Source organism: Mesorhizobium sp. B2-8-5 (assembly GCF_006440675.2).
GTDB lineage: Bacteria > Pseudomonadota > Alphaproteobacteria > Rhizobiales > Rhizobiaceae > Mesorhizobium.
Genome location: NZ_CP083951.1, coordinates 2,370,838 through 2,395,367, shown reverse-complemented (window position 1 = coordinate 2,395,367; position 24,530 = coordinate 2,370,838). Strand labels below are relative to the sequence as shown.

28 protein-coding genes and 1 pseudogene are annotated in these 24,530 nt (G+C 62.5%); 11 read left to right on the top strand and 18 right to left on the bottom strand.

Going from position 1 to position 24,530, the window contains the following annotated elements:
* Positions 1-36: 36 nt before the first annotated feature.
* The 5 genes from FJ430_RS11640 to FJ430_RS11620 are packed head-to-tail and all read right to left on the bottom strand — an operon-like array spanning position 37 to position 5,261.
* On the bottom strand, positions 37-1,281 hold the full coding sequence (locus FJ430_RS11640) for an MFS transporter (RefSeq protein WP_140711018.1): 1,245 nt from the start codon (positions 1,279-1,281) through the stop codon (positions 37-39).
* Positions 1,278-1,730: a MaoC family dehydratase gene (locus tag FJ430_RS11635; protein WP_140711017.1), complete on the bottom strand. Its 453-nt coding sequence runs from the start codon at positions 1,728-1,730 to the stop codon at positions 1,278-1,280. Before FJ430_RS11635 ends, FJ430_RS11640 begins: the two co-directional genes overlap by 4 nt.
* Positions 1,727-2,167, bottom strand: coding sequence for a Zn-ribbon domain-containing OB-fold protein (locus tag FJ430_RS11630; protein WP_140711016.1), 441 nt, complete (start codon positions 2,165-2,167; stop codon positions 1,727-1,729). The genes FJ430_RS11635 and FJ430_RS11630 overlap by 4 nt, the downstream gene beginning before the upstream one ends.
* Positions 2,167-3,318: a thiolase family protein gene (locus tag FJ430_RS11625; RefSeq protein WP_140711015.1), complete on the bottom strand. Its 1,152-nt coding sequence runs from the start codon at positions 3,316-3,318 to the stop codon at positions 2,167-2,169. The genes FJ430_RS11630 and FJ430_RS11625 overlap by 1 nt, the downstream gene beginning before the upstream one ends.
* On the bottom strand, positions 3,315-5,261 hold the full coding sequence (locus FJ430_RS11620; protein ID WP_140711014.1) for an acetoacetate--CoA ligase: 1,947 nt from the start codon (positions 5,259-5,261) through the stop codon (positions 3,315-3,317). Before FJ430_RS11620 ends, FJ430_RS11625 begins: the two co-directional genes overlap by 4 nt.
* A gap of 134 nt (positions 5,262-5,395) precedes the next feature.
* Here FJ430_RS11620 and FJ430_RS11615 point away from each other — a divergent pair, with 134 nt between their 5' ends.
* Complete coding sequence (locus FJ430_RS11615; protein WP_140711013.1) at positions 5,396-6,571, top strand: acetyl-CoA C-acetyltransferase; 1,176 nt, start codon at positions 5,396-5,398, stop codon at positions 6,569-6,571.
* A gap of 250 nt (positions 6,572-6,821) precedes the next feature.
* On the opposite strand, the pseudogene FJ430_RS11610 reads toward FJ430_RS11615, so the two are convergent.
* The 4 genes and pseudogenes from FJ430_RS11610 to FJ430_RS11595 all read right to left on the bottom strand — a co-directional run.
* Positions 6,822-7,148: pseudogene (locus FJ430_RS11610) on the bottom strand (tyrosine-type recombinase/integrase); the annotation flags it as partial.
* A gap of 96 nt (positions 7,149-7,244) precedes the next feature.
* The gene (locus FJ430_RS11605; protein WP_226892164.1) at positions 7,245-8,201 is read right to left on the bottom strand and encodes an alpha/beta fold hydrolase; all 957 of its coding nucleotides are present in this window, start codon (positions 8,199-8,201) and stop codon (positions 7,245-7,247) included.
* Between the two features lie 59 nt (positions 8,202-8,260).
* Entirely contained in the window at positions 8,261-8,542 is a 282-nt protein-coding gene (locus FJ430_RS11600; RefSeq protein WP_140646323.1) for a hypothetical protein, read from the bottom strand.
* A gap of 55 nt (positions 8,543-8,597) precedes the next feature.
* On the bottom strand, positions 8,598-8,921 hold the full coding sequence (locus FJ430_RS11595; protein WP_140711011.1) for a DUF768 domain-containing protein: 324 nt from the start codon (positions 8,919-8,921) through the stop codon (positions 8,598-8,600).
* A 290-nt stretch (positions 8,922-9,211) separates the two neighbouring features.
* Between FJ430_RS11595 and FJ430_RS11590 the strand changes: the two genes are divergently transcribed.
* From FJ430_RS11590 to FJ430_RS11580, 3 genes are all read left to right on the top strand, one after another.
* Positions 9,212-9,538 (top strand): low affinity iron permease family protein, encoded by a 327-nt coding sequence (locus FJ430_RS11590; RefSeq protein WP_140711010.1) that lies wholly within the window; start codon positions 9,212-9,214, stop codon positions 9,536-9,538.
* A gap of 281 nt (positions 9,539-9,819) precedes the next feature.
* Positions 9,820-10,023, top strand: coding sequence for a DUF982 domain-containing protein (locus tag FJ430_RS11585; protein ID WP_319023006.1), 204 nt, complete (start codon positions 9,820-9,822; stop codon positions 10,021-10,023).
* Between the two features lie 812 nt (positions 10,024-10,835).
* Positions 10,836-11,024 (top strand): hypothetical protein, encoded by a 189-nt coding sequence (locus FJ430_RS11580; RefSeq protein WP_140646326.1) that lies wholly within the window; start codon positions 10,836-10,838, stop codon positions 11,022-11,024.
* Between the two features lie 217 nt (positions 11,025-11,241).
* Here FJ430_RS11580 and FJ430_RS11575 read toward each other — a convergent pair whose 3' ends face one another.
* A complete protein-coding gene (locus FJ430_RS11575) occupies positions 11,242-12,333 on the bottom strand; it encodes an ISAs1 family transposase (RefSeq protein ID WP_226891885.1) in 1,092 nt (363 codons plus the stop codon).
* Between the two features lie 207 nt (positions 12,334-12,540).
* Here FJ430_RS11575 and FJ430_RS11570 point away from each other — a divergent pair, with 207 nt between their 5' ends.
* Positions 12,541-14,655 (top strand): catalase, encoded by a 2,115-nt coding sequence (locus FJ430_RS11570; RefSeq protein ID WP_140710591.1) that lies wholly within the window; start codon positions 12,541-12,543, stop codon positions 14,653-14,655.
* 259 nt (positions 14,656-14,914) lie between these two features.
* Positions 14,915-15,178 (top strand): hypothetical protein, encoded by a 264-nt coding sequence (locus tag FJ430_RS11565; RefSeq protein ID WP_140710589.1) that lies wholly within the window; start codon positions 14,915-14,917, stop codon positions 15,176-15,178.
* A gap of 28 nt (positions 15,179-15,206) precedes the next feature.
* Here FJ430_RS11565 and FJ430_RS11560 read toward each other — a convergent pair whose 3' ends face one another.
* From FJ430_RS11560 to FJ430_RS11550, 3 genes are read right to left on the bottom strand one after another with little or no spacing between them, the layout of a single operon-like run.
* Positions 15,207-15,419, bottom strand: a complete 213-nt coding sequence (locus tag FJ430_RS11560; protein ID WP_140710587.1) for a hypothetical protein — start codon at positions 15,417-15,419, stop codon at positions 15,207-15,209.
* A 49-nt stretch (positions 15,420-15,468) separates the two neighbouring features.
* Positions 15,469-16,068 (bottom strand): hypothetical protein, encoded by a 600-nt coding sequence (locus FJ430_RS11555; protein ID WP_140710585.1) that lies wholly within the window; start codon positions 16,066-16,068, stop codon positions 15,469-15,471.
* A gap of 14 nt (positions 16,069-16,082) precedes the next feature.
* The gene (locus FJ430_RS11550; protein ID WP_140710583.1) at positions 16,083-16,811 is read right to left on the bottom strand and encodes a DUF4142 domain-containing protein; all 729 of its coding nucleotides are present in this window, start codon (positions 16,809-16,811) and stop codon (positions 16,083-16,085) included.
* Between the two features lie 649 nt (positions 16,812-17,460).
* Here FJ430_RS11550 and FJ430_RS11545 point away from each other — a divergent pair.
* Both FJ430_RS11545 and FJ430_RS11540 read left to right on the top strand, forming a co-directional pair.
* Positions 17,461-17,823 (top strand): cysteine hydrolase family protein, encoded by a 363-nt coding sequence (locus FJ430_RS11545; protein ID WP_264296144.1) that lies wholly within the window; start codon positions 17,461-17,463, stop codon positions 17,821-17,823.
* A 378-nt stretch (positions 17,824-18,201) separates the two neighbouring features.
* Positions 18,202-19,119: a hypothetical protein gene (locus tag FJ430_RS11540; RefSeq protein WP_140710579.1), complete on the top strand. Its 918-nt coding sequence runs from the start codon at positions 18,202-18,204 to the stop codon at positions 19,117-19,119.
* Between the two features lie 106 nt (positions 19,120-19,225).
* On the opposite strand, the gene FJ430_RS11535 is transcribed toward FJ430_RS11540, so the two are convergent.
* The 3 genes from FJ430_RS11535 to FJ430_RS11525 all read right to left on the bottom strand — a co-directional run bounded on the left by FJ430_RS11535 (position 19,226) and on the right by FJ430_RS11525 (position 21,710).
* A complete protein-coding gene (locus FJ430_RS11535) occupies positions 19,226-20,296 on the bottom strand; it encodes a sensor histidine kinase (protein WP_140710577.1) in 1,071 nt (356 codons plus the stop codon).
* Complete coding sequence (locus tag FJ430_RS11530) at positions 20,296-21,039, bottom strand: Crp/Fnr family transcriptional regulator (protein WP_140654302.1); 744 nt, start codon at positions 21,037-21,039, stop codon at positions 20,296-20,298. Before FJ430_RS11530 ends, FJ430_RS11535 begins: the two co-directional genes overlap by 1 nt.
* A gap of 452 nt (positions 21,040-21,491) precedes the next feature.
* Entirely contained in the window at positions 21,492-21,710 is a 219-nt protein-coding gene (locus FJ430_RS11525) for a hypothetical protein (RefSeq protein ID WP_140710575.1), read from the bottom strand.
* Between the two features lie 372 nt (positions 21,711-22,082).
* Here FJ430_RS11525 and FJ430_RS11520 point away from each other — a divergent pair, with 372 nt between their 5' ends.
* From FJ430_RS11520 to FJ430_RS31685, 3 genes are all read left to right on the top strand, one after another.
* Positions 22,083-22,298: a hypothetical protein gene (locus FJ430_RS11520; protein WP_140710573.1), complete on the top strand. Its 216-nt coding sequence runs from the start codon at positions 22,083-22,085 to the stop codon at positions 22,296-22,298.
* A 215-nt stretch (positions 22,299-22,513) separates the two neighbouring features.
* Entirely contained in the window at positions 22,514-22,894 is a 381-nt protein-coding gene (locus tag FJ430_RS11515; RefSeq protein ID WP_140710571.1) for a response regulator, read from the top strand.
* A 121-nt stretch (positions 22,895-23,015) separates the two neighbouring features.
* Positions 23,016-23,183, top strand: coding sequence for a DUF6766 family protein (locus tag FJ430_RS31685; RefSeq protein ID WP_319023015.1), 168 nt, complete (start codon positions 23,016-23,018; stop codon positions 23,181-23,183).
* 292 nt (positions 23,184-23,475) lie between these two features.
* Here FJ430_RS31685 and FJ430_RS11510 read toward each other — a convergent pair whose 3' ends face one another.
* Positions 23,476-23,802 carry a DUF982 domain-containing protein gene (locus FJ430_RS11510; protein WP_226892161.1) on the bottom strand — a complete coding sequence of 109 codons (327 nt, stop codon included), beginning with the start codon at positions 23,800-23,802 and terminating at the stop codon, positions 23,476-23,478.
* Positions 23,803-23,893: 91 nt separating this feature from the next.
* Complete coding sequence (locus tag FJ430_RS11505) at positions 23,894-24,487, bottom strand: gamma-glutamylcyclotransferase family protein (RefSeq protein WP_226892160.1); 594 nt, start codon at positions 24,485-24,487, stop codon at positions 23,894-23,896.
* Positions 24,488-24,530: the final 43 nt, after the last annotated feature.

Below are 24,530 nucleotides of genomic sequence, written 5' to 3'. Positions count from 1 at the left end.
GAATGTTTGCCGCGATTCAACGCGCAGCAGCGGCTCCTAACGGAGCCCGCCAGCCATTTTCTCGCTCTCCGGCAAGTTTCGCAACCATAGCATCGCGGCTGCTCCCAGCAGCGGTCCGGGAACCAACAGCAGGAAGGCCCAGCGCCAGCCGCCCATGAAGTCGGCGAAGCGCGGCGTCAGCCAGATGGCGAGCACCGTCAGCGCGAAACCGGCGCCCAGTTGCACCGAGAGCGCTGTGCCGACGAAGCGGCGGTCGGCAAGCTCGGTGACGGCGGCGGAAAACTGCGCCGAATCGCCGATCACCGAAACGCCCCAGACGATAGCCACCAGCATGAACAGCCAGAGCGGACCGGTGAAAAGGAAGCCCATCAGCAATGCGCAGCCGCCCGACACGATCATCATGCCGGCGGTGGTCGCCGTGCGGCCGACGCGGTCCGAAAGATAGCCGCCGAGCAGGCAGCCGAGAATGCCGGACGCGACGACGAAGAAGGTCGAGAGCGAAGCGGCAGCCGCCGTGCCGATCGCCTGCGCGTCGAAGGCCGCCCGCGTATAGGCAAGCAGCCATGCCCACATGGCGTAGAGCTCCCACATGTGACCGAGATAGCCGAGATTGGCGAGCAGCAACGGCTTTTCGCGAAACACCTGGCCGATGCGCGAGGGCTCGAAGATAGCCTTGCCGAAGGGATAAGGGCCTTCCTTGGCGAACAGTAGGAACAGCAGCGCGCCTGCCGCCGTCGCCACGCTGGCGGCGGCGACCACCGGCCGCCAGTCGAGCGCGGTCGAGACGGCGCGGAAGAGATGCGGCAGCGCCGAGCCGATGGTGAGCGCGCCGATGACCGCGCCGAGCGCAAGGCCCCGGTCGCGGGTGAACCAGGTGGCGACCAGCTTCAGTGCCGGCGGATAGACGCCTGCGAGTGCCACACCGGTGACAATGCGGGCGGCAATCACGCCGCCCGGCCCAAGATGAAGCAGCAGGCTTGCGTTGGCGAGCGCGGCCACCAGCGCCGCCACTGCCATCAGGCGGCCGAGCCGCACAAGATCGGGGAGGTTGACAAAGCTCGCCGCCAGCGCGCCGAGGACGAAACCGACCTGGACGCCATTGGTCAGCCAGGCCTCGGCGCTCGCGCCCAGTGCCAGCTCCCGCTTCAGTTCGGGAAGGATCGCGGTGGCCGAAAACCAGGTGGTCAGCGACAGGACGACCGCCAGGCAAAGCAGCGACAGCACCCGCCAGCGCTCGCTGTCGGACGCCACGCCAATCCGACCGCCGCCGACCGTGCTCATGCGCTTTGCAGCGGCACGGTGAAGACCGTGGCCGTGCCGGTGAGGCAAAGCTCGCCCTGGCCATTGCGCACGCTCGTCTCGATCTTGCAGATCGGCTTGTCGTGCCGCACTTCCTTGACCTCCACGCGTCCGGTGATCTCCTCGTCAACGCCGACGGCCTTGACGAACTTCCAGGCCACTTCGAGGAACACGGTTCCTGGGCCGGGCAGATCCTCAGCCACCAGCGCATTGAGAATACCAGACGTGACGCCGCCCTGGACGATCAGCTTGCCGAACACCGACTTCTCGGCCAGCGCGCGATCGTAATGCAGCGGATTGCGGTCGCCGGTGATGTCGGTGAAGGCCTCGATGTCGCTCATCTTCGTGCGGCGCGTGCGCTCGGCGAAGGCACCTACCTGCGGGCGGCCCTTCACGACACCCACCCAACCGTCTTTCGTCTCGGTGCTCATTGCGGCTTCTCCTCTGCTCCGGGTTCGACTGGTTTGAAGGCCGGCAGGACGCGGCCACCGATGGCTGTGGGCGCAAGCCGGAGCATGGCCCCGACCTGTCGCGGCCGTGTGCCGGGCAGGATGAAGCTCAGTATCGTCGGGCCTTCGGCCAACTCGACCAGACCGACCACGTAGGGTGCCGCCGGCAGCCAGCCGGGATGCCCTGGCTTGTGCACTTCCGAAAAGGATTTCAGCCGTCCCCTGCCCGATGCGTCCTTCCAAACCAGACGCCCGCTCCAGCAATGCGGGCAGATCGGGCGCGGGTAAAAGACAGCCTTGCCGCAATCCTCGCAGTGCTGGATGGTCAGCCGGCCTTCGGCGGCGGCATCCCAGAACGGCTTGGTCAGCGCGGTGATCGTTGGGCCGGCGGTCTTAAGCGTGCTCAAATCGACAGACATCAGGCGGCTCCCAGCACGAGCGCTGTGGCTTCGCTCATCGTCGCGCCATTGCCGGTGACCAGCGCGAGCCCGGCCTCGCCGATCTGGCGTTCGCCCGCCTCGCCGCGCAGCTGGCGCGCCGCCTCGACGACATGGGTCATGCCGCCGGCGAGATCGGGCTGGCCGAAGCCAAGCTGGCCGCCATGCGTGTTCAGCGGCTTGTCACCCTTGTGGGAAAGGTCGCGGTCGCCGAGCCACGCGCCGAACTGGCCCGGTGCGCAGAGGCCGGCATCCTCGATCGTCGTCGCGACCATGATCGTGTAGCAATCGTAGAGCGACAGAAGATGCATCTCGTCGGCATGCGTGCCGGACTGCGCGAAGGCCCGGGCCATGGCGCCCTTCAGCGGACCGGAGGTCAGGCTCGGCGCCTGGCTCACGGCGCGATGCGTGACCTTCTCGCCGGCGCCGAACAGATGCACGGGCAGCTTGCGCAACGACCGCGCGCGCTTGGCAGACGTGACGACGACCGCTTCACCGCCGGCGACCGGCATGACGATTTCGAGAAGATGCAGCGGAGAGGCGATCATCGGCGACGCCAGCACCGCTTCCACATCGGCAGGCTTGCCGAAAAAGATGGCGTCGGGATTGAGCTGCGCGTTGGCGCGCGCCGCCGCGGCGATCATGGCGAAGTCCCGCGCGGTCGAGCCGTATTCCGCCATATGCGCCTGCATCAGCAGCGCGTAGGAGATGTTGGCGCCCGAGGCGCCGAAGGGCACGTCGAACTCGCGGATCGGATTGCGATTGGGCGAGCGGGGTGCTGCCTCCTCTCGGTTGTTGGCGAGCACGCACAGCACCGTCTCGCACATGCCGGCCTCGATCGCGGCCGCCGCGCGCCAGACCATGCCGGCGCCGGACGCGCCGCCGAGATCGACGACATTGGCCATGTTCGGCGCCAACCCCAGATATTCGGCGATGGTTGCCGGGACATGCTGCGGCGTCTCGCCAACCTGCGGCCCGACCAGCAGCCCGTCGATCGCGCCCGGCTCCAAGCCCGCATCGAGCACCGCCAGGCGCGAGACCTCAGCGATCATCTCCAGCGTCGTCACGCCGCGGGTCAGACGTTGCGGCTTCAGTTCGCCGATGCCGACGATTGATCCTTTTGATCGGCTCATGCCGCCTTGCTCCGGTCGAGCGCGCGGTATTCCTCGAGACATGCCGGATTGGCGAGCGAAGCCATGTTCTTGACCGGCTGGCCTTCGAGCGTGGTGCGGGCGGCGCCCTCGACGCGCTTGCCGTTCAGCGTGTAAGGCACGGCCTGCACCGCGTGGATGCGATGCGGCACGTGGCGCGGCGACGCGGCTTCGCGGATCGCCCTGCGGATTTGCTCGGCAAGCTCGGGGGTCAGTTCAAAACCGTCATTGAGTTTGACGCAGAGCACGATTTCTTCGTCGCCCTCGACCGGCGCCCCAAAGACTAGGCAATCCTCGATCTCGGCGAAGTTCTCGCAGGCCGCGTAGATCTCGGCGGTGCCAATGCGCACGCCGCCGGGCTTCAGCGTCGTGTCGGAGCGGCCGTGGATGATCCCCGAGCCATAAGCCGTTATTTCGGCGACGTCGCCATGCGTCCAGATCTCGCGGCGGACGGCGAAATAGGTGGCGTGATAGCGCGCGTCGCCGTCCTTGCCCCAGAAGGTCAGCGGCATGGACGGGAATGGCTCGGTGCAGACGAGATCGCCTTGCCTGCCGATGACCGGCGCGTTGCGCTCGTCCATGACGGCGACCGCGAGGCCAAGCCCTTTCACGGTCAGCTCGCCCCGGCGCACGGGGTGAATCGGCGACCCCAGCAGGAAGCAGCCGATGATCTCTGTGCCGCCGGACATGGAGGCAAAGATCATGTCGCGCTTCACATGCTCGTAGACCCAGTCGAACTGTCCGGGCGAAACGGGCGCACCGGCAGAGAGCAGCGAGCGCAGCGACGACAGATCGTGCAGGCGTCGCGGTGCGTAGTTCTCGGCGGCGAGTGTGGCCAAATATTTCGGGCTGGTGCCGAAATGCGTAACGTTGGCGCGCTCCGCCATTGTCCAGAGCGGACTGGAATCGAGGCCAGCGGGCGATTTCAGGATCGGCGCGCCGTCATAGAGCACTACCGTCGCCCCGCAGCCAAGGCCTGAGATCAGCCAGTGATACATCATCCAGGCGGCGTTGGTGTACCAGCTCATGACGTCGCCCGGACGGACGTCCCCGTGCAGCAGGTGCTCCTTCTGGTGCTGGAGCAGAACGCCGCCAGTACGATGGACGATCGCCTTCGGCGCGCCAGTCGTGCCGGAGGTGTAGAGCACATAGGCCGGATGGTCGAAGGGCACGCGCTCGAAGGTCAGCGGGCCGTCGCCGCCGAAATCGTCGAACGCAACGCAATCTGCCGCGCAGTCCGGCCTGAGGCCGGGTTCGCCGGTCAGCACCAGCGTCGTCACCGTCGGCATCGCGGCGACGATCTCGGCCAATCTGCCGGAGATGTCGTGCTCCTTGCCCGCATAGCGATAGCGAGATGCTGCGAACAGCACCTTGACGCCGATCTGGCCAAGACGGTCGGCGATCGCGGTGGCGCCGAAATCCGGCGAGCAGGACGACCAGACGGCGCCGACGGAAAGCGTCGCCAGCAATGCGACGAGACCTTCAACGCGATTGGGCAGGATGCCGCCGACACAATCGCCCTTGGCGATACCGGCCGCGCGCAGGCCGTCGGCCATTCTAGCCACGAGCCGGCGCAATTCGGCAAGCGTGACGGTCCGGAAATGGCCGCTCTCGTCGGCCTCGATCACTGCGACCCTCTCGCCGTCGCCACACAGCAGGTTTTCGGCAAGATTGAGCGATGCCCCCGGCAGGAAGCGGCTCCCGGTCATCGGCGCATTGTCGTCGCGCAGGAAGGCGATCGCGCCGGACTCGCCGATGACCTCGGCGAAATCCCACACCGCGCGCCAGAACGCGCCAGGATCGCCGACCGACCAGCGATGCAGCGTCTCGTAGTGGCGCGGGTCGAAGCCGTTGGCTATCGAAAAGCGCGCAAGGTTGGACGATTGGAACGCGGCCGGCGCCGGCGTCCAAAGCACGGATGACATGGATTTCCTCCCGCAACGCAGGCTCGGCTCGACACCGCGGCCTTGCCTGCCGATGCGTTTCAGATTATTGGTTATAACCAGAATGTCAAGCTGCGATCGCGACCACGTGGACAGCGCTGGCGGAGGAGCAGACTATGGATGCCGTGCATATCGTTGCCGCGAAGCGGACTCCCATCGGCAAGCTGAACGGCGCGTTCGCCAGCCTTTCGGCGGCGGAGCTGGGGGCGAAGCTTATCCAGGCGATGCTGACGGCAACGCAGCTCGCGCCCGATGCCGTCAGCGAAGTGATCATGGGCCAGGTGCTGACCGGCGGCGCCGGGCAGAATCCGGCGCGACAGGCCGCGCTCAAGGCAGGCCTGCCGGTCAGCGTCCCCGCGATGACGGTCAACAAAGTCTGCGGCGCCGGCCAGAAGTCGATCCATCTCGCCGCGCAGGCCATTCGCTGCGGCGACGCCGATTGCGTGATCGCCGGCGGGCAGGATTCGATGACCTCGGCGCCGCATTTCATTCACGGCGCCCGCGCCGGCATCCGCATGGGCGACCGGACCGTCAAGGATTCGATGATCACCGACGGGCTGTGGGACGCCTTCCATCAGGTGCATATGGGCGTAACCGCCGAAGCGCTGGCGCAGCGCTACCAGATCACCCGCGAGGAACAGGACCGCTTCGCGCTGCGCTCGCAGGAGAAGGCGGACGCCGCCATCCGGGCTGGCAGGTTCGACGCCGAGATTGCGCGGGTGTCGATCAAGGCCAGGCAAGGTGACCTTGTCGTCGAGCGTGACGAGCATCCCAATCCTTCCACCACCATGGAAGGCCTCCGCCGGCTGAGACCGGTCTTCGATGCGGCGGGAACGATCACGGCAGGCAGCTCGTCAGGCCTCAACGACGGGGCAGCGGCGGTGCTGGTGATGTCGGAGGCGCGGATGAAGGAACTCGGCCTGACCCCCCTCGCCCGCATCGCGTCTTATGCTTGCGCCGGTGTCGAACCGATGGACATGGGCCTCGGACCGGTGGCGGCCTCGCGCCGCGCGCTCGACAAGGCTGGCTGGCGGGCGTCCGACCTCGACGTGATGGAGATCAACGAGGCCTTCGCCGCGCAGGCCATCGCGGTCAATCGTGAGATGGGCTGGGACGAGGACATTATCAACATTAACGGCGGCGCCATCGCGCTTGGACATCCGCTGGCCGGCTCCGGCTGCCGCATCGTGGTGACGCTACTGCACGAGATGGTCCGCCGCGACGCGAAAAAAGGATTGGCATCGCTCTGCATCGGCGGCGGACAAGGAGTGGCAATCTGCCTGGAGCGGTGAACCTGACACTCTGAGCAGTAATTGCCTGAGGGAATTGGGCAATGGGCTTGGCCACGACAGCTTTTGGTCAACGATAGAGCGCAAGAGTGCGGCCAACATAGGCGTTGCCGCCGAAGCTCATTGCCACATGCAGGGCAGCTTTCCCGGGGTGATCGCCCGAAACCTGCACCTCCGCTTCCCACCCCAAGACAAGCAACGTAGTCTCGGGAGCTGAAACGGTCATCCGCGCTGCGACGGTGACCGCCCAGCGTCAGATTTCGGTCCGCTCTGCCAAGAGCAGTGCGTCCTCCACGTCGACGCCAAGATATCGGACAGTATTCTCAATCTTTGAGTGGCCGAGCACGATCTGGATGGTGCGGATATTGCCCGTCGCCTTGTAGATCATCGAAGCCTTCGCGCCGAAGCGAATGAGTGCCGTACTCCTCTGGACGCAGACCGATCGCAGTCACCAATTCGTCACGAGACGGGCGTACTGCGTTGTCCTCATGTGGTGTGCGAGATCGACCCGGCTCGGGAAAGCATCGTCCTCGACCGTGCCACCATGCCGTTCCGGCCAATCCAGCAGGCTTGCTCTCGAGGTCCTGCCTCAAGCCATCCGGGATTTATGCGCTGGCCTGCTGCAGCCACCCGGTTCCTGACCGGATGGCTCGTTGCAAGGCGACGCGGACGTGTCTTAGGAACCGGAGACTTGAATAGGGGCCCCAGAGACCGGGTCGGCAACGCTCGCGAGAGCGGCAACCTTGTCGATCATTGCTAGAACCGCCTGCGGCTTGCTTTGATGCACCATATGTCCGGCATCCCGGACGATATCGACCAGCGAGTGGTCTATCTCGGCGTGCAGCCGTAGCGCCTCGGCCTTGGCATCAAACAGCTGATCACCTGCGCCGGCAATTATCCCGACAGGAATGGCGATGTCGGCATATCGACGATTGGGGAACAGAGCCGACGCCAGCATCAGGAAGGATTCCGCAGAGATGGACCGCAGTTGCGAGGGGCGGCTCGCCAGCCCGCTTGTCGTTGCCGCGAAAAGGGTCGCGACCCTTGCCGGGTGGAATATCTTCTCCATCGCCCAGCGCCAGTTCAGCCTGACCAGCGAAGGCAGTATGGCGTGACGCAATACCGTCCCGATCAGCGGGACCGCCGGCAGCGCGGAGATGGCTAGCGCCAGCCTTGGCGGCGGATAGTGATAGCCAGCGACAACGACAACACCGGCGACGAATCGGGTGTGCCGGCGTGCCATCTCGAGCGCCACGGCGGCTCCCCATGAATGCCCGACAACCACATAGCGCTCGACGCCGAGTTTTTCGGCCGCGGCCTGGATGAGATCGGCCTGGGCGCCGGCGGTCCAAAATCTGCCCACCGGGCGTGGGCTCAGGCCAAAGCCGGGTCTGTCAAAGGCAAGCACACGATACTTGGCAGCGGCTTTGTCGAAGATGCCGCTTGTCGTGAAGTCCTCCGCCGAAGCGCCGTTGCCGTGCAGGAGCAGCAACGGTTGCCCGTCTCCCGCCTCCAGGAAATGCAGCTTGGTTCCGCGGAGGTGGATGAAACGCCCGAGCGGGCGTCCGGCCAATGCCCGTCTCGCGAGAAGATTGTTGTAGAGCGCCAGCCCAGCCGTTGCCGCTGAAAGCAACAGGAGCAGGTTCCGCTTGGACCTTGTTGTCACGAGAGCAGTCGCGTCGCTGCTCGCGATCAGGCCGACCCTTTCTGAGGCAGCTCGGTCTCTTCCTCGACCTGATCCCGCAGCGCCTGTCGTCCGGACTTTCGATCTTCAGCCCCAGGCGAGCGCTTTTGCCGTTCCAACTCGCGATCCACCGTCTTGCGCGATCCTTCCGCGGGGTCTTGCTCCGGCAATGTCTCTGTTTGCCGCTTCGCCTGATTATTGCTTGATTCCGACCCGACAGGATCGCTCTTTCCAGGGGACTTCATCATCGTATGCGTCTCTGTTCGTCGGAAGGGCTGCATGGCTGCCATGGACAAATCGGTGCCAAACCCTTGGCATCAGCCTTTGTTCCGCCGCTGCTGACCCTCACCGCAGGCCCTCGGCGTCGTCCGGCGCCTCGTGGTTGGGATCGGCAGCTTCCAAGGCATCGATAACCGGTGCCAGTGAATTCTCCTCATCGGAATTCGAGTCCGTCTTCGCATTTTCCGCGCCGGTTTTATCAAGCGCGCTTTGGATGGCTTCTTCGATGTTGCCGACCTCCTGCTCCCGCACTTCGCGACCGTAGCCGGCGGCGTCGGCGTCCTGCTCGAACTGCTGCGCCAGCATCGGAACGCTGACCGCGGTATCGGCGAGCAAATTACCGACATTCTCTTCCAGCCAGCTGCGCAGGAATTCCTTCGTCGCATTCATGGAGCATCTCCTCGCAGCGAGATAACCGGACCGTGGCACTGAGGTTCCCGCTAATCCGAAACCGCGAGGAACGAACGGATCGATGGACGGTTGGGAACCCGAACATCCCGCGAAATTCCATGACTCGACGATGAACACGGTCAGCTTCTTCCTGGGTCGCCTGGAGACCGTGCGCCCAACGGACTTAACAAGTAAGCCTCCCCTGGCTTGGCGACGCGTGGGGAGGCACTACACCTCCCGCCGCCAGCCGCTTTTGCGGGAACCCGCATTGCCCTCAGCCGTTCGCACGCATGGCGACATTGCAGCTTCGAGAAGCGCTGACCAAGGTCGGCACGTTGACGTCCCGGCCAGCGGCATTTTTGATTCTGGGCGGCTATACTGTTTGTTGGCTTGTCCTTGAACGGGAAACGCTTGACTGGCACGGCGCCGCGACGCTGATCACGTGGGCAATGACGCTGCTTATCCAAAGGGCCGAGCATCGCGACACTCAAGCCCTCCAAGCGAAACTCGATGAGCTGATCAAGGCGAACGATGACGCTCGCAACGAGATCGCCGAAGTGGACGACAAAGAGCCGGAAGAAATCGAGGAAATGCGAGGCTCCGGCGAACGAAGCTGACAAATCGTCGAGCCGCGCGGGCACCCTGCCGAGCCCGCCCCCCCGGGCCGAAAGCAATTTCATCAACAAGATCAACGGTTGCAGTGGGCCCGTAGGGTGCTAAAGAAAATCAACGGGTTAGCGGATGGTTAGCCAACCCATACCCTTCGTATGATCTCGTATGGTCCGGCGAACTAAGGTAGCCGCTGTCGGCTCCTTGCCTGCCCGGAAGCTCAATTGTTCGTTCGATTTGGAGGATCTTATGAACGATCGGATGTTCGACAGCCCTGTTTTCGTAAAAAGTGGAAACAGCCTCCATCCAAGAGATCGCGTGTCTCGAAGACGCTGTGGAATTCTTGTATGAATGGCCAAAGCATAAACGCGGTCCGATCTACGACACCGCCCTTCGCGCTCGCCAGCGGGCCTTCGACAGTGATTACCCGCTGACGTCGGCGCAGTCCGCGTTTTCCGGCTTTGCCAGATCTGCTAAATCGTCGAGGACGTGAGTGCTCCGCCGCCTTGGATGACGGGCACGAGCGGCCGCGGTGGTGGATTGACAGCCTGAAGGCATCGGGAGTGTAACGGAGCTCGCGATGCTTTCCAAACCTTTCGAAAAACCAGTCCGCGTGTGGGTCGGGTTGGGCTTCCCGCGTCAACTCAATACGGTGATCGAGGCCTACCAATTCGCGGTTGACTGGTGCGGCAACAGCCCGGAGCAGAGGGCAGCCATTCGGGCTTGCAAGGCCGTCTTGGCCGGAGAATCGACGCGGAGACGGCGAGGAGCATTTTTGTGGGCCTTCGCGCGTCGGAAAGACATTTTCGTTGAAGACCGGGACCTCCCGTTATCGGAAACGGCCGCCCCACTCACGCTTATGCCGGCGGAGCGCCTGACGGCAGTTCGGCGCTCTGCATTCCGCCGCCCTTTCATGAACTCAGATAGATGACGACCGCCCAAACATGAGGTCAATGCCGCCCATTATGATAGTGATTGCCAAGATGCCCTCGCATCGCGCCTCGACGAAACTAATCGAAATGGCTGAGAGGGCCGGGTGGAATAGAAACAGCGTGGCTTCGGCGCTGATGGGCTGCAAAGAGGCTTAATAGCGATAGCGCGTCGCGGTAGCGGTATCCCTCGGCCATTCTTTTTCAAATCGCGAGAACGGCACCAGCGGCCACGGGCTGACAATTCGCCATGGTCATCAAGGCGAATTGCTGGCGAGAAGTTTTGGGCCTCGTCGACGGCGGAACGTCGTCGGCGGGAACCTTATTTTCCCCAATGGGTTAATGTGCTGTCGTTAACTTATGTTAGGAAGAGGCAGTGGCACGGAAGGTTGATGAAGTGCTCAGTCCGGAAGAGTTGTCTTCCGACACCACAAAAGTGGAGCGCGAAATAGCCGTGGCTTTGGATGCGTTGGCACACCAAGAAGCGCCTTCTCGAATGCTGGAACTGGCGCGAAAGCTGGACGCTGCGATCACGTTGCGTGCGCGCAAAGCCCGTCCGAATTGACGGCCAGTGACGACGTTCTGATCGCGCCGCCTCCGGAACAATCATGGCCGGAATTGTTCGCCTGTGAAACCTTCCATGGGCAATCGGATGAAGAGCTAATTCAAAGGCCGAGTTCCTGCAGCGCTGGTGGCGCCGAATTCTCTTACCTGGCACCGAGAGAGGGTGCCGGCTCGCGCATCCTCTCGGATAACCCGGGCTGTCCCCAAGCCAGCCAGGGCTATCGCATATGAGTGATCGCATTGATGAGATAGTCGTCGTTCCAGGCGCATTTCTTGATGCGATGGCTGATGGGGACTTTGGCAGCATCGGCGGCCTGAAGGATGTTTCTAGCGAGGCGATTGAGAAGGGCTGTGTTGGCGGGAGCATTGTCCTTGCGGGCACGGCTGAGATCCTCATCAAGATGGACATCGAGCATCCAATGCAGGCCGTTCTCGATCTGCCAATGAGCTCTAGTGAGGTCGAGCGCCTGCTGAGGCGACATGAGCGTGGAGGCCATGAACAGGCGCATCAACGGCTTGGCCTGATCGCGTCGGCTGGTGATGCGGATGAAGGCCAGATGGCCAGGCATCAGCGGCTCGGCCGCCGCCACGATCTCGGCTTGCCGCCATTCGTTGCGGCCGTGGCTGGTCTCGGTCCGCTCGGCAATGGAAGGGGTCGCGTCGGCCAGTTTCAAGTTGGCACGGCGCAGCCAATGACGCCGGTTGCCCTTCAGCGCAAGCAGGTAATCGCCACCTCTTTGGGTAATGGCCGCAGCCATTCGGGTATGACAGTGGAGCGCGTCGGCGGTGACCAATCTGCCCGTAAGATCAATGAGTTCGACGACTTTGAGCGCGGCCTCGACTTCGTTCTCACCATCACTCGGCGAGACTGCCGCCAGGCACAGCCGGGTCTCGGCCGCGAAGGCCGACACCGTCAACGGCGGACTGGCTGCCAAGCCCTTCTCGTAGGCCCGCCGCAAAGCCTTGCCGTCAAGCGATACCACCTCGGGCGTCTCTCGGCTGGCTCGGGCGAAAGCGGCGGCAAAGGCGGCAAAAGCGCGACCGAAGGCCTCCGGGTCGAGCAGGCGCAGCAGCCGCGAGAAAGTGTCGTGGCTGGGAGCTGCGTCATAGTCGATCAGCCGCGACAGCGCTTGCTTGCGCTCCTGTGCGAACAAGGCAAATTCCGTCGCATTACTGGCACCGCACAGGCTTGCCGCGATCATCATCACGATCAGGTCGCCAAGCCGGTGCGTGGCGTTGGGCGCGCGGGGATCAGGCACCGCGCCAAAGTAGCTCTCAAGACAGGAAATGGCAGTCGCTCCTTCGCTCAACTGCCTCTCCAAAGAATCCTTTCTCAGCCTAAACTCAACCCCAAAAACGCCATATGCGATTCCCCTGCCAAGCCAGCGGAGCAGAGGAAGGATCGGACGCTGTTCCAAGCTAGCTCACGCCACGGCATGCCTCGCTAAACCGGCTGGAACATTCGGCCATATTGCTCGTTCGGCAACATCATTTCAGCGAGCACAAGGGAACCGACAATGCCGAAGAAAGCTTCCCCGGCCGACGCTACGACCGTGGCTGAGATTCATGACCAGGAACTTGTCCGCGGCAATGGCGGCGAACTGCATCAGGTGGCCGAAGGCGAGGTCGAGGTGCAGACGACGGCGCTTGGTACGCCGATCGCGGATGACCACAACACGTTGAAGATCGGCGAACGTGGTCCCACGCTGATCGAGGATTTTCATTTCCGCGAAAAGATCTTCCACTTCGATCATGAGCGCATCCCCGAACGCGTGGTCCACGCGCGTGGCTACGGCGCCCATGGCTTCTTCGAGACGTATGAGTCACTCGCCCAGTATACGAAAGCCGATATCTTCCAGCGGCCCGGCGAAAAGACACCAGCCTTCGTTCGTTTCTCGACCGTCGCCGGCAGCAAAGGGTCTTTTGATCTGGCGCGGGATGTCCGGGGCTTCGCCGTGAAGCTCTACACCAAGGAGGGGAACTGGGATCTGGTCGGCAACAACATCCCGGTCTTCTTCATCCAGGATGCGGTCAGGTTTCCGGATATGGTCCATGCCGTGAAAGAGGAACCAGACAGGGCGTTCCCGCAGGCCCAATCCGCGCACGACAATTTCTGGGATTTTATCTCGCTGACTCCGGAATCGATGCACATGATCATGTGGATCATGTCCGACCGCGCCATTCCGCGGTCCTTCCGGTTCATGCAGGGCTTTGGCGTGCACACGTTCCGTCTGGTTAACGCCAAGGATGAATCGACCTTCGTGAAATTCATCTGGAAGCCGAAACTCGGCATGCAGTCGGTGGTCTGGAACGAGGCCGTGAAGATCAACGGCGCCGATCCCGATTTTCACCGTCGCGACCTCTGGAACGCCATCCGGTCCGGCGATTTTCCGGAATGGGAGCTCTGCGTGCAGCTCTTCGACCAGGATTTCGCCGAGAGTTTCGACTTCGATATCCTCGATCCGACCAAGATCATTCCAGAGGAGGTCATCGAGCCGCTGCCGGTCGGCCGCCTTGTTCTCGATCGCATGCCGGAGAATTTCTTCGCCGAAACCGAGCAGGTCGCCTTCATGACGCAGAACGTGCCGCCGGGCATCGATTTTTCCAACGATCCGCTGCTGCAGGGACGCAACTTCTCCTACCTCGATACGCAGCTCAAGCGTCTGGGCAGCCCCAACTTCACCCACCTTCCCATCAACGCGCCGAAATGCCCGTTCCATCATTTCCAGCAGGACGGCCACATGGCGATGCGCAACCCGGCTGGCCGCGCCAACTATCAGCCGAATTCCTGGGGCGAGGGGCCGCGCGAGGCGCCTGAGCGGGGCTTCCGCTCCTTTGCCGATGCGGAGGAGGGACAGAAGGTCCGGCTGCGGGCGGAGAGCTTCGCCGATCACTACAGCCAGGCCCGGCAATTCTTCCTCAGTCAGACCGAGCCTGAGCAGCGTCACATCGCGATGGCTTTGACGTTCGAACTGAGCAAGGTCGAGACGCCAGTCATCCGCGAGCGGATGATCTCCCATCTGCTCAACATCGACGGGACGCTGGCGGTCACTGTCGCCGACAAGCTCGGCATCAAGACGATGCCTCCCGCGGCCGATGCCGCCGTGCCGACTCGCGATGATCTCGAGCCGTCGCCCGCACTCAGTATCATCAATAACGGGCCGGACAGCTTCAAGGGCCGTAAGATGGGCGTGCTCGTCAGCGACGGCATCGATTCCGGCCTTCTGCAAGCGGTGCGGGATGCGGCGCACGCGGAGGGCGCCAAGGTGGAAATCGTGGCGCGCAAGGTGGGGGGTGTCGAGGCCGGGGATGGCAGCTGGATCGAAGCCAACCACATGATCGACGGCGGACCGTCGGTTCTCTTCGACGCGGTCGTGCTGCTCGTATCTGAGGAAGGCGCCGAGATGCTGTCCAGAGATGCTGCCGCAAAGGACTTCGTGTCTGACGCCTTCGCCCATCTGAAGTTCATCGGCTTCGTCGCGGAGGCCGGACCTCTGCTGGCAAGCGCCGGGGTAGCGACCGATGCGGACGAGGGGCTCATCGAGCTTAATGGCGGCGGTTCCGCGCGCTCGTTCGTCGAGGCTTGCCGCAGGTTGCGGCTATGGGCGAGGGAAGGTGCCGTGAAACTCTGACGTGTTCATCCGACCAATAGAAATACAGGACTTTGCCGGAACATTTCGAGCGCATGCCGGTTCGAGAGAAGATCGCCCTCCCTCCAGCGATCCGGGGTCCCATCAAGGCCCATGAGGGCCCGTTGCCGCATGGAGGCATCGGGCCCTTCTTCGTCTGCGGATATTCGGTTGCGGCGAATCTCGCGAAAGCGGGCGCGGCGGGAACAAGCGGGATGTCTTCCGGGTTCTTTCGAGAGGAAACCGTCGACAGGAGGCCGCAATGAGCGAGGCTATGACGACCTCAAATCACGAAGTGATCCGAGCATGGATCGAAGCGCGCGATGGCAGGCCTGCCATCGTCGCGGCGCCGGGGAAGGCCGCGATGCCGCGGGTCGATTTCGGCGGAGGCGATGAAGATCTGAAGCCGATCGAATGGGAAGATTTCTTCAAAGTGCTGGACGACAACAACTTGATGTTCGTTCACCAGGACATGACCTCGGAGGGCAGCACCAGCCGCTTCAACAAATTCGTCCCGCGAGAGTAGCGATCTGGGAAGTGACGGGCTTCGACAATTACTGAACTCCCGGCATTTTGCTGGCGTCCTGGGGATTCTTCGTGATGCCGGCGGCTGGCGAGGTATCCTGCGGCGCATTCCCGCCTTGGTTTTGTTCTGGTGTGCGTTTGACGGGCGCTGTTTGCCAGCCGGTGCCGACATAGGCGAAGGCCCAGTAACAGAGCGCCATGACCATCATCAGCAGCAGCAGCGGCAAAAGCACCCGTTTCATGCCGAACTCCTGACGGGCTTTGCTGTTGCACCGCAGGCGCCGGCGACGCTCATGCTTCCCGCCGTCGCGCAGCCTCGCGCTCGACATCTTCAGCCGAATAATCGCCGGCAGCCGGGTCGAACGCTGCCCATCCGCCCGCTTGGTATTCACTACGGCGGTCGGCGATGTTGACTGACGCGGAGCTGCGGAGAACTTCCCGGGCTTCCGAGGCGAGGTCATCCTCGACGCGAGCCGTCACCAGCGTGCCGCCGCGGCGGACGCCTTCGGCATAGACATGCGCGTCTTCCTCCGCCACGCCCGCATCCGTCAGGCTGCCGATGATGCCGCCGGCGGCGCCGCCCACAATCGCTCCGGCGACGGCGCCCGCGGCTGTTGCCGCCAGCCAGCCCGCCGCGACCACCGGCCCGACGCCCGGTATCGCCATGGCGCCCAGGCCTGTTGCCAGGCCGCCAGCGCCACCCACGACCGCGCCGATGCCGGCGCCGCTTGCGGCATCCTCGGAGGCTGGGGATTGCGTGTTCTGGTACCAGCCGCGGGCATTGTTGGCCATGATGCTGATGTCGGATGACGGGACGCCGATGGACTCCAGCGCGCCCACGGCGTCAGCGGCGTCGTCATACTCGTCAAACAGAGCGGTGATCGTTTGCATGTCGGTTCTCCTGTTTATTGTTGGCTGGCAAAGACGTTGCCCTGATAGTCGAGCGCAACGGCGGTGCCCTTGCCGTCCTTCGTCGCCTGACCGCGCCAGATGCCCTGTTCGTCCTTGGCGAGCGCCGAGACGTCCCCGTAGCCGGCATCCTCGATGCGCTTCCTCGCCTGCGCTTCGGTGAAGCTGTTCGCGCCGGGGACAGGAGCGGATGGTTTGGGCGTCGATGCCGATTTAACCGCCGGCATGCCCGCGCTGCCGCCGGCGATCTTCTCGATCATGTCCTGATGCATCTTCAGCGTCGGCAGCGTCTCCGCCGCGAAAGATTTGAGGGCGGGATTGTCTCCATCCTTGGCGTACGCCTCGAACAGGCCGACTGCGTCTGCATGCGCTTTGCGCTGCATCTCTACGTAAGGCTGGTCCAGTGAGGCCGTCGTGCTCTGCAATCGTTCCAGATCGCTCTTATGTTTGGCATCGGATTGCGCCGGTACCTGCAACTTCTGCTCGCCGGCGATCTTCTGCAGCTTGGCGTTCGCCGCGCCGTGATCGGTGATCATCCGCTTGGCGAAATTCTTGATCTGCTGATCCTTCGCGTTGTCCTGCGCGATTTTGCTCGAATCCACTTCGAACATCCCGCCGATGGCTGCCTTGTTGACGAAGGTCTGCGCGTCGTCGGCCGCGAAGGCCGGAAAGGCAAGCATCAACGCAGCGGCCGCCGATGGGATAAAGAATGTCCGCGTGCTCATGGGGCAAGGCTCCTTTGGTCTTGGTGGCACCGAACAACCGTTCTTGCCCTTTGTTCCCCAGGCGCCTCATTCCATGCTCTGAAAAATAGCCCGGCCGCGGCCGGGCGGATCGTGAGTTGGATCCGTTTGGTGTCGAAGTGGCTTGGACGGCAAGTTAGATGCTTCAGCCAACCCGTTGGGCTCTGCCTCCGCGAGATGGAGGGCGCGGCGTGGGTTTGTACCCTCCATGATCTCGCGCCTTCTCGAACGCGAACGGTGCGCGGCCATGGCCAAGGCGCACGCGAGGGAATTCGAACGCATCAAGATGTATCGTTCGCACGCGCAATACGCGTCTTAGCCTGTCGCATCAAAGAGTCCGGCCCGACGCGGGATTTCGACACGCGAACTGCTTCTCGCGATTTCGAACGCGCCGCGATTTGAAGGCAAAATACTTTGGCAGCGCTCTCACCGATCTCGGAGAAAGCCGTCCATATCTGCGTAACATGCAGCAGATGTCACGCCGCTGGGGCCTTGGGCGGTCGAATGGCTGCCTGCCACAAGTTCACAGGCTGGTGCGCAAGCAACCGGAAGCCACGATCTTCACCAGGTTCATCCCGGCGTGGAATCCGGGCAAAGGCCATGGTCAGTGGAATATGAGCATCTGGCGGAGATGACGATCGCAAGGGCCGGCAAGGAGATGGTCGAACTTCTGCCCGAGCTTGCCATCCACATCCCGCCGGCGTGCCTGTTCGATAAACCGATCTATTCACCGTGGCTGAGCGGCGAACTTGCTCGCGTGCTTCAGTCCGAAGGCGTCGAGGAGGTCATCGTCAGCGGCGGCGAGGCCGACATGTGCGTTCTGGCGACCTTGCTCGGCTCTGTCGATCTCGACTATCGAACGATCTTGGCGGAGGACGCCATTTGCAGCACGTCCGATGAAGCCTATGAAAACATCCTGAAGCTCTTCACCAAGCGCTACTCCCACCATGTCGAAGTGGCGCCGGTAGACGCTATTCTTGGATACTGGCATTAGCCGCCTTGAGCGATGTTGGTACGGCCATTTTGACTGTCCTGATTGCTGAGTTCTCCGGGAATATCTAGGCAAAACCTCAGTTCGACCGGCGATGGCGCATGTCGCGTCCCCATGCGCCATCTCAGGCCTCAATTGTCTGATCGAGGCCCGCCCGTTCCCCCTTGCGGGCGGGCTTTGCCCGCTGAAGCCCCCAGCTTTGGATCAAGTCGGCGCTTCATCCGTCGAAAGGAACGAAAGCCAAATCCGGGAATTAGGTACAAGCATCTGAACATGATTTCCAGGAGGAAGAAATGGGACGAGGTATTCTGCTCTGGCTGCTCGGCGTTCCAATCCCGATCATAATTCTTTTGATGCTTTTCGCGCGTTAGGAGCCCGACGATGACCAATGCATTTTCCGGGGTCGATGAACCGGCCGCAATCGAAACGTCGAGCTCCGCGGTCAGTTGGGGTCCCATTGTGGCCGGCGCTTTTGCGGCCTCAACCCTTACAGTCGTCCTGATGCTCGTAGGGTCCGGGCTTGGCCTGACCATGATGTCGCCCTGGGGCAGCGCCTCCCTGACGACATTTGCGGTCTCGACCGCGATCTGGCTTGTCATCGTGCAATGGCTCTCATCCGCGCTGGGAGGCTATATTGCCGGGCGGCTTCGCACCAAATGGGTCAACGTCCACACCGACGAGGTGTATTTCCGTGATACGGCGCATGGCTTCCTCGCTTGGGCCTTGGCTACCTTGCTGGTGGCGACCGTCCTTGGTTCGGCGATCTCGGGGATTGTCGGCGCAGGCACCCAGGCCGCGACCGGCTTGTTGAGCGGCGCCGCCACCGGCGCGGCTTCGCGGGCCTCGGCGCAGTCGCCATCCGCCAATGACTTGGCCGGATACTTCGTCGACTCGTTGTTCCGGCCGGCCGACAACGCAGCCGCTGCCGCGCCTCCCGCGGCTGGCGCGCCCCAGAACAACGCGGACACCACGGCCCAGGCATCACGCATACTGGCGGTCGGCGCCGCGAACGGGGAAATGAGCGCGGACGACAAGGCTTATCTCGCCCGCCTGGTAGCGTCGCGCACGGGTCTTCCACAGGCTGATGCGCTGAAGCGGGTCGACGACGTCTTGGCGCGGATCGAGGATGCCAAGAACAAGGCCAAGACGGCCGCCGATAAGGCTCGCAAGGCAAGCGCCACGACCGCGCTGATCGGAGCTTTGTCTCTGGTAATCGGCGCCTTCATCGCGGCCGTCGCCGGAGTGCTTGGTGGCCGCCAGAGAGATGAGGACGAGGCCCGCTTTTTGCGAAACAGCTGACGGATATCGCCGGGCCTGGAGCATTCCAGGAAAGTGTGAGCGGCTTTCCTCTCGGAATTGTTTTGAAACAAAGAATAGAAGGGCAATTCAGCCGCCGCCCGTGGTGCTACTGGCTGCCGATGGCCTCAAGCGGGATGACAGCCATGAAATTGAGACCGCTCGGAGCGATCCGCAAATCCACCGTCGCTCCGAGCTCGTAAGGCAAGGTGTGCTCCAGCACCTCCAGGCCGAAGCCGCGCCGCTCAGCGGGGCTGAAATCATGGGGACTGCTTTCTGTCCATGTGAAGCGGAGCGTGTCTTCTTCCAGCTGCCATTCGATGTCGATGCGGCCCGCGCGACTTGAAAGTGCTCCGTACTTCAGGGCATTCGTCGCCAGCTCGTGAATGGCCAGCCCCATTGTCTCGGCGGCCTTGGGCCCCAGAGCCACGGACGGGCCTTTGATCATCAGGTTCTCGTCTTCCCGGCCACCTGCGGCGCGCAATTCTTCCGCGACGATCGACGCCAGATTGATGCCGATGGACGGGCGCCGCGTGATGGCTGCCTGCACACGGGCGAAAGCGTTGATGCGACCCTCCAGATGAGCCGCCGCCTCGTCCAGCGATTCGCTCTTTTCCATCGTACGCCGCACGATCGAACGGATGACCGCCAGCGTGTTGCGCGCATGATGCTGCAATTCAGCGAAGCGCGCCTGCTGCCGTTCCTCGGCTTCCCGCTGACGCGTGATGTCCTGGCCGACGCCACCGATATGGGCGACCTTTCCCGCTTCATCGCGCATCGGAAAATCGGCATCGCGCAGCCAGCGTATCTCGTTGTCGGCTGGCCGGCATATGCGGTATTCGAAGGTCGCGCGTTCGCCCTCGCGAATGCGCTCGATCTGGCCCAGCACATACTCGCGATCTTCGGGCACGATAAGCTCGATCCAGGTGGCGAAGTGGTTGCCGGCCAAGGCCTGTTCACGGCTCATCCCGTAAATGGCATCGAAGGCGGGCGTCAGGTATTCCCACTGCAGCGTCTCGGCGTTGCGGATCCACAATACGTCCGAGGCGGCCTCTCCGAAATCCTGCAGGTTCTCCTCGCCGTCACGCAGTCGGGCCTCGGCACGCGCATGCTCGCGCATGGCCGCGTTGACATTGGCCAGACCGCGTTCAAGCGGCTTGTTGGGCGGGCCCTTGGACATCACTCCTCATTAGCATCGAGATGCCTGCCTTCGCGATCGAGATGCAAATAGTTGGGATTGAAAAGCGCGACGTCCTGCAATGCCTGGAGATTGGGAATGGTGAGCGTCCTGTCCTTCAGCACAATGAGATTCGAAGCGCGCAACTCCTGCAGCGTACGATTGACGTGAACCGTCGACATACCCAGCGTCTCGCCCAACTCCGTCTGCGTCAACGGGAATTCGCAACTGCTATTGCTTGTGCAGCCGGCAGCCTCCAGCCGGATGAACAACTCGCATAACAGATGCGCCATCCGCTCGAGCGCATCGCGCTGGCCGAGGTTGACCGTCCACTCGCGCTGGATGGCCGCCGCCACGAGCAATTCCCACCACAGTGCCTGAGTGATGCGCGGGTGCCGGATCATCATCTCGTCGAAAGCGGCGCGTGAAATTTCCGAGACTACGACCGGCGTGATGGCACCGATCGAGTGGTCCATTTCCTTGAGGATGAAGACGTTGAGATCGCACAGATCGCCGGGGAGGAAAAACGCAATGATCTGCCGGCGTCCGTCTTCGAGGGTCTTATAGCGGTAGGCCCAGCCCTCGTTGATCAGGTTGATAAATTCAGGTTTCTCGCCTTCATGGATAATGTCTTCTCGGGCGGAGAAGCGCCGGACACGTTGCGCCGCGATTTTGACCAGCATCTCCTTGTCGGCATGCGAAAGCCGCGTGAATTTCTCGAGCTTGCGGATCAGAGGTCGCCTCATCCTTATCCTCTTGTCCCGTGGTACACAGAATGATCCGCCGGCGACCTTACCTATGTTAATGTCGAGCTTGGGCGCGGCGACTCGCCGTCGGGGGAGGCAGGCCAATGGATTAGAAGGTCGCCGGTGCTCGCGTGCTCGAGATGGAAGACAAGTATTTTTCTGGGACAGGATATCACCAAAGCGCTCGCTGCGCTCGGTCTGGCTGTCATCGGTCCTGTCGCGACCAACTATGAAGCGATGGAAGCCTGTCATGATCGCGTCGACGCCGCCGTCCTCCCTCTGGACCTCGCCGCAACCGTCGACTTTGCCGGCGGCTGCCGCTGGTTTTCGCCACCGGCTACGACGCGAAAGTCGCAGACCTGAGAAGCCTTACGATCCTATGGAACTGGCGCGTCACATACCGGAAATGACACGCCAGCCATTGCCGGCACCGCTGAAGGTTCGTCGCCGGATCAGATGCCCATCAAGTCGAAGCTCACGACATGGCCGTGCTTTACGGCCGATCGCGCGATCATGTTGCTCAATTGCGGGCTCTCGACCGAGCAATCCGGCATGACCGTCAAGATGGCACGCGTGGCCGCGGCCACGGACACCGGCGAGCGGTTCGAGGAACGCGTTTCCATGTAATGTTCGATGAGTTCGTTGAGCCGCACAGGATGATATTTGATCACGCCGCAACCTCCCTTAGCCGCGCTTTTGCTGTCTTGCAGTTGATAATTGCGCCCGGCCTCGCGGCCACGCATTAACCCATGAGAGGAAGGCGGAAATTCTTTGGAAGCTTCGGCGCGGCAAGGGTCCGATCAGGAGAAAGGGCCCGCCTCGCCTGGGGGTAGAGTTAGGCGGGCCCTCCGGCTCTCTTTGGCTGCAGCCGTTTTGTCAAGCCAGGGCTGAGATTTATCCGAACCGGGAAAGAGTTGCTTTAACCTGCGTTATGTCGGGCACCGGCGCCGAGCGCAGACATCTTCAGCGTCACCGGCGGACCCGGTCGAAATGGCGCCTGGGATCGCCCGCAAGGCGTTCAGCCGAACAGTAAGAAGAACACAATGATCTCCGCTCCCAACAGCTCTGGTTTTTGCGAAATCACGGCTGTAGCGCGTGAGCTCTCGCCGTCCGATCTGGCGGTGCCGATCGAGGACATCGTCCGGTCGCTTTACGAAAATCTCCACGAGGGCGAACCCTGCCCGCCGGCGTTGATCGAGGCCTTCAAGCAGGCGTTGCAGAACCCAGCACGCGAGGAAACAGACGCAAATGGTATCTGAAGATGCGCTGCCATTGAGATTTCGCGACGCTGAGCCATATTCCTTTCCGCTCCGACATGCGTCGACCACTAATATCGTCAGCCAATATTGGAGCGGGAGGCTGGATTGCGGAAAGATGACAAAGGGAGTCATCCGCCGCGTCAATTTGGCGGTCGCCAGGGGCAGCAAGAAGCGCTCCTAAGGGTGACACGGTGTTTGGAGGAGCACTGGCTGTGATGGGAGGATCTGATCTCGGCGGCCGCACTGTGCTGGTCGTGGAGGACGAATATTACATCGCCCTCGAGGCGGCGCGCGCGTTGCGCTGCGCCGGCGCCGAGGTCATCGGGCCATGTCCATCCGATCGGGCTGCAAGGGCTGAACTCGAAGAGCGGCGCCCCCATGCGGTTCTGCTCGATATCAACCTCGGGCCCGGGCCGTCATTCAGCCTGGCCGATTCCCTCAAGGATATCCGTATCCCGTTCGTTTTCATCACCGGCTACGATCAGGAGGTGATCCCCGACCGGTTCGACGACATCGAGCGGCTGCAGAAGCCGGTGCAGCTCCGGCAAATCGTCGGCGCCATTTCCAAGGCGCTGGGAGACGCTCAAATCGAATAGCAGCCTGTTGCCGTTTTGCATGGCTGCCTAAGGTCGACAGCGGCTGTGGAGGGACGGCGACGGGTGCGCGCCTAGCGCTACGCCTGCATCGCAACCATGCCTGGATGGTGCGTTGGAGCTGATGATCGCCTGGCAGAGCGAATTTTTGTCGACGGGCGTCCTGGTGCTGTTGGCTATCTGGCTGAGAGAGCGCGGCTCCCTCGAGAGCAAGCCAGTACATGCGCCACATGCGAAACGGGTCACTGACAGCCGGGGCACCACCGTTCGTCGTGGTCGCCATTCTGTCTGATGACCACGGGCTCATCGACTGAATGGAACATGCGGCTTGCTTCGCTGTTCGGCGCTATGGATGAATTTCGCTCGCATAGCATTCAATTGTACCTGGAAGACCTTCTCCGGACACGCATGCGCGCGGAGCGTCTGATGGATGAAACCGGCTCGGCCATTGCCCAGGCCCAAATTCTGCTGCAGCAATCCCGCGTGCTGCTGGACAGGATCGAGAGCGACAGAAGCCTTTATCCGCTCTGGCGAAATGCTCAAGGCGCCGGGAGAGGGGCTCGCAGGCGAAATAGCGGCCGACCTTAAGTCTGGTCGCCAAGGAAAATCCTTGCGTCTTTTGCGGCGGCGACGAAGGCCTGGCGTGCCACGCGTGGAGGCTTTCCGTCCCGCAACACCGACAAACATGCCCTGATTGCATGATGTCGCGCGCTGGAGTCCGGTTGCGGCCAAGTATGCAGAAGGATGTCGGCCGCATCCAGCACAGTGACCACCACCCGATCACGATCGACCCTGCCGGGCTGCACGATAACCGGTTTGCGAAAACGTTTGATGCGTTCTGTGCGCATGATCGTTTTGCCGCTGACGATTTCGCACAAAAAGAAGCGCGTAATTGCCGCCGCAATCAACAACCTATGTTAACGCAGTCCCGTCATTCATGGGGCAATGTTGATTTGGCCTTTGTGCCCTCACCTAGGCTGGGCCCGGCCCCGCAATCCTGTGTCACGGACAACATCGCGGGCCGGGCTTTGCCGGGTCCTCCCGGATGAAACGCCGATCCTCGTAGCGGTCGAGCAATCCGGATTGGATCGGATCAGCAAGGCTGCGAGACTTCATGTAGACATGTGCCAGCGTGCTTGACCCGTCCGCGACAGGATCGATCTCGATCAGGATGCGAAAGTTCCCCGGTTTGCCGATTGACTCAATGCTATCGAGCTTCGCCAGAACGCATTCATCGACGATATAAAGCTCGCCGCTGACATGAAGGCCGCTCCCTGGCTCATTGAACATCATCGGGGCGAAGCGTGGCCCTGCGATCAGCATCGGATATCGCTGTTTGGTACGGCACGGGCCGATAAATCGCGCGCCCGACAGGCCTTCATCGTGGAGCGGAAAGCCTCTTTTCAAAGTGCCGAACACGAACACGTTCTCGGCCAATGGTCGGCTGGACATCTCAATCGACGGGCTTTGACCGGCGGCGAAGCCTGTCGCGTTGGTCGAGATGCACCCGTTGGTTTTCTCCAGCAAGTAGCGAAAGGCGGCCCAACGGCCGCCGCCCGTTCTCGCAGGTACTCGCGTGACGCTGCTTTTGTTCATAGTATCGATTCGCCATGGTTGCGGCGGCTCCGGACGGTTCCAG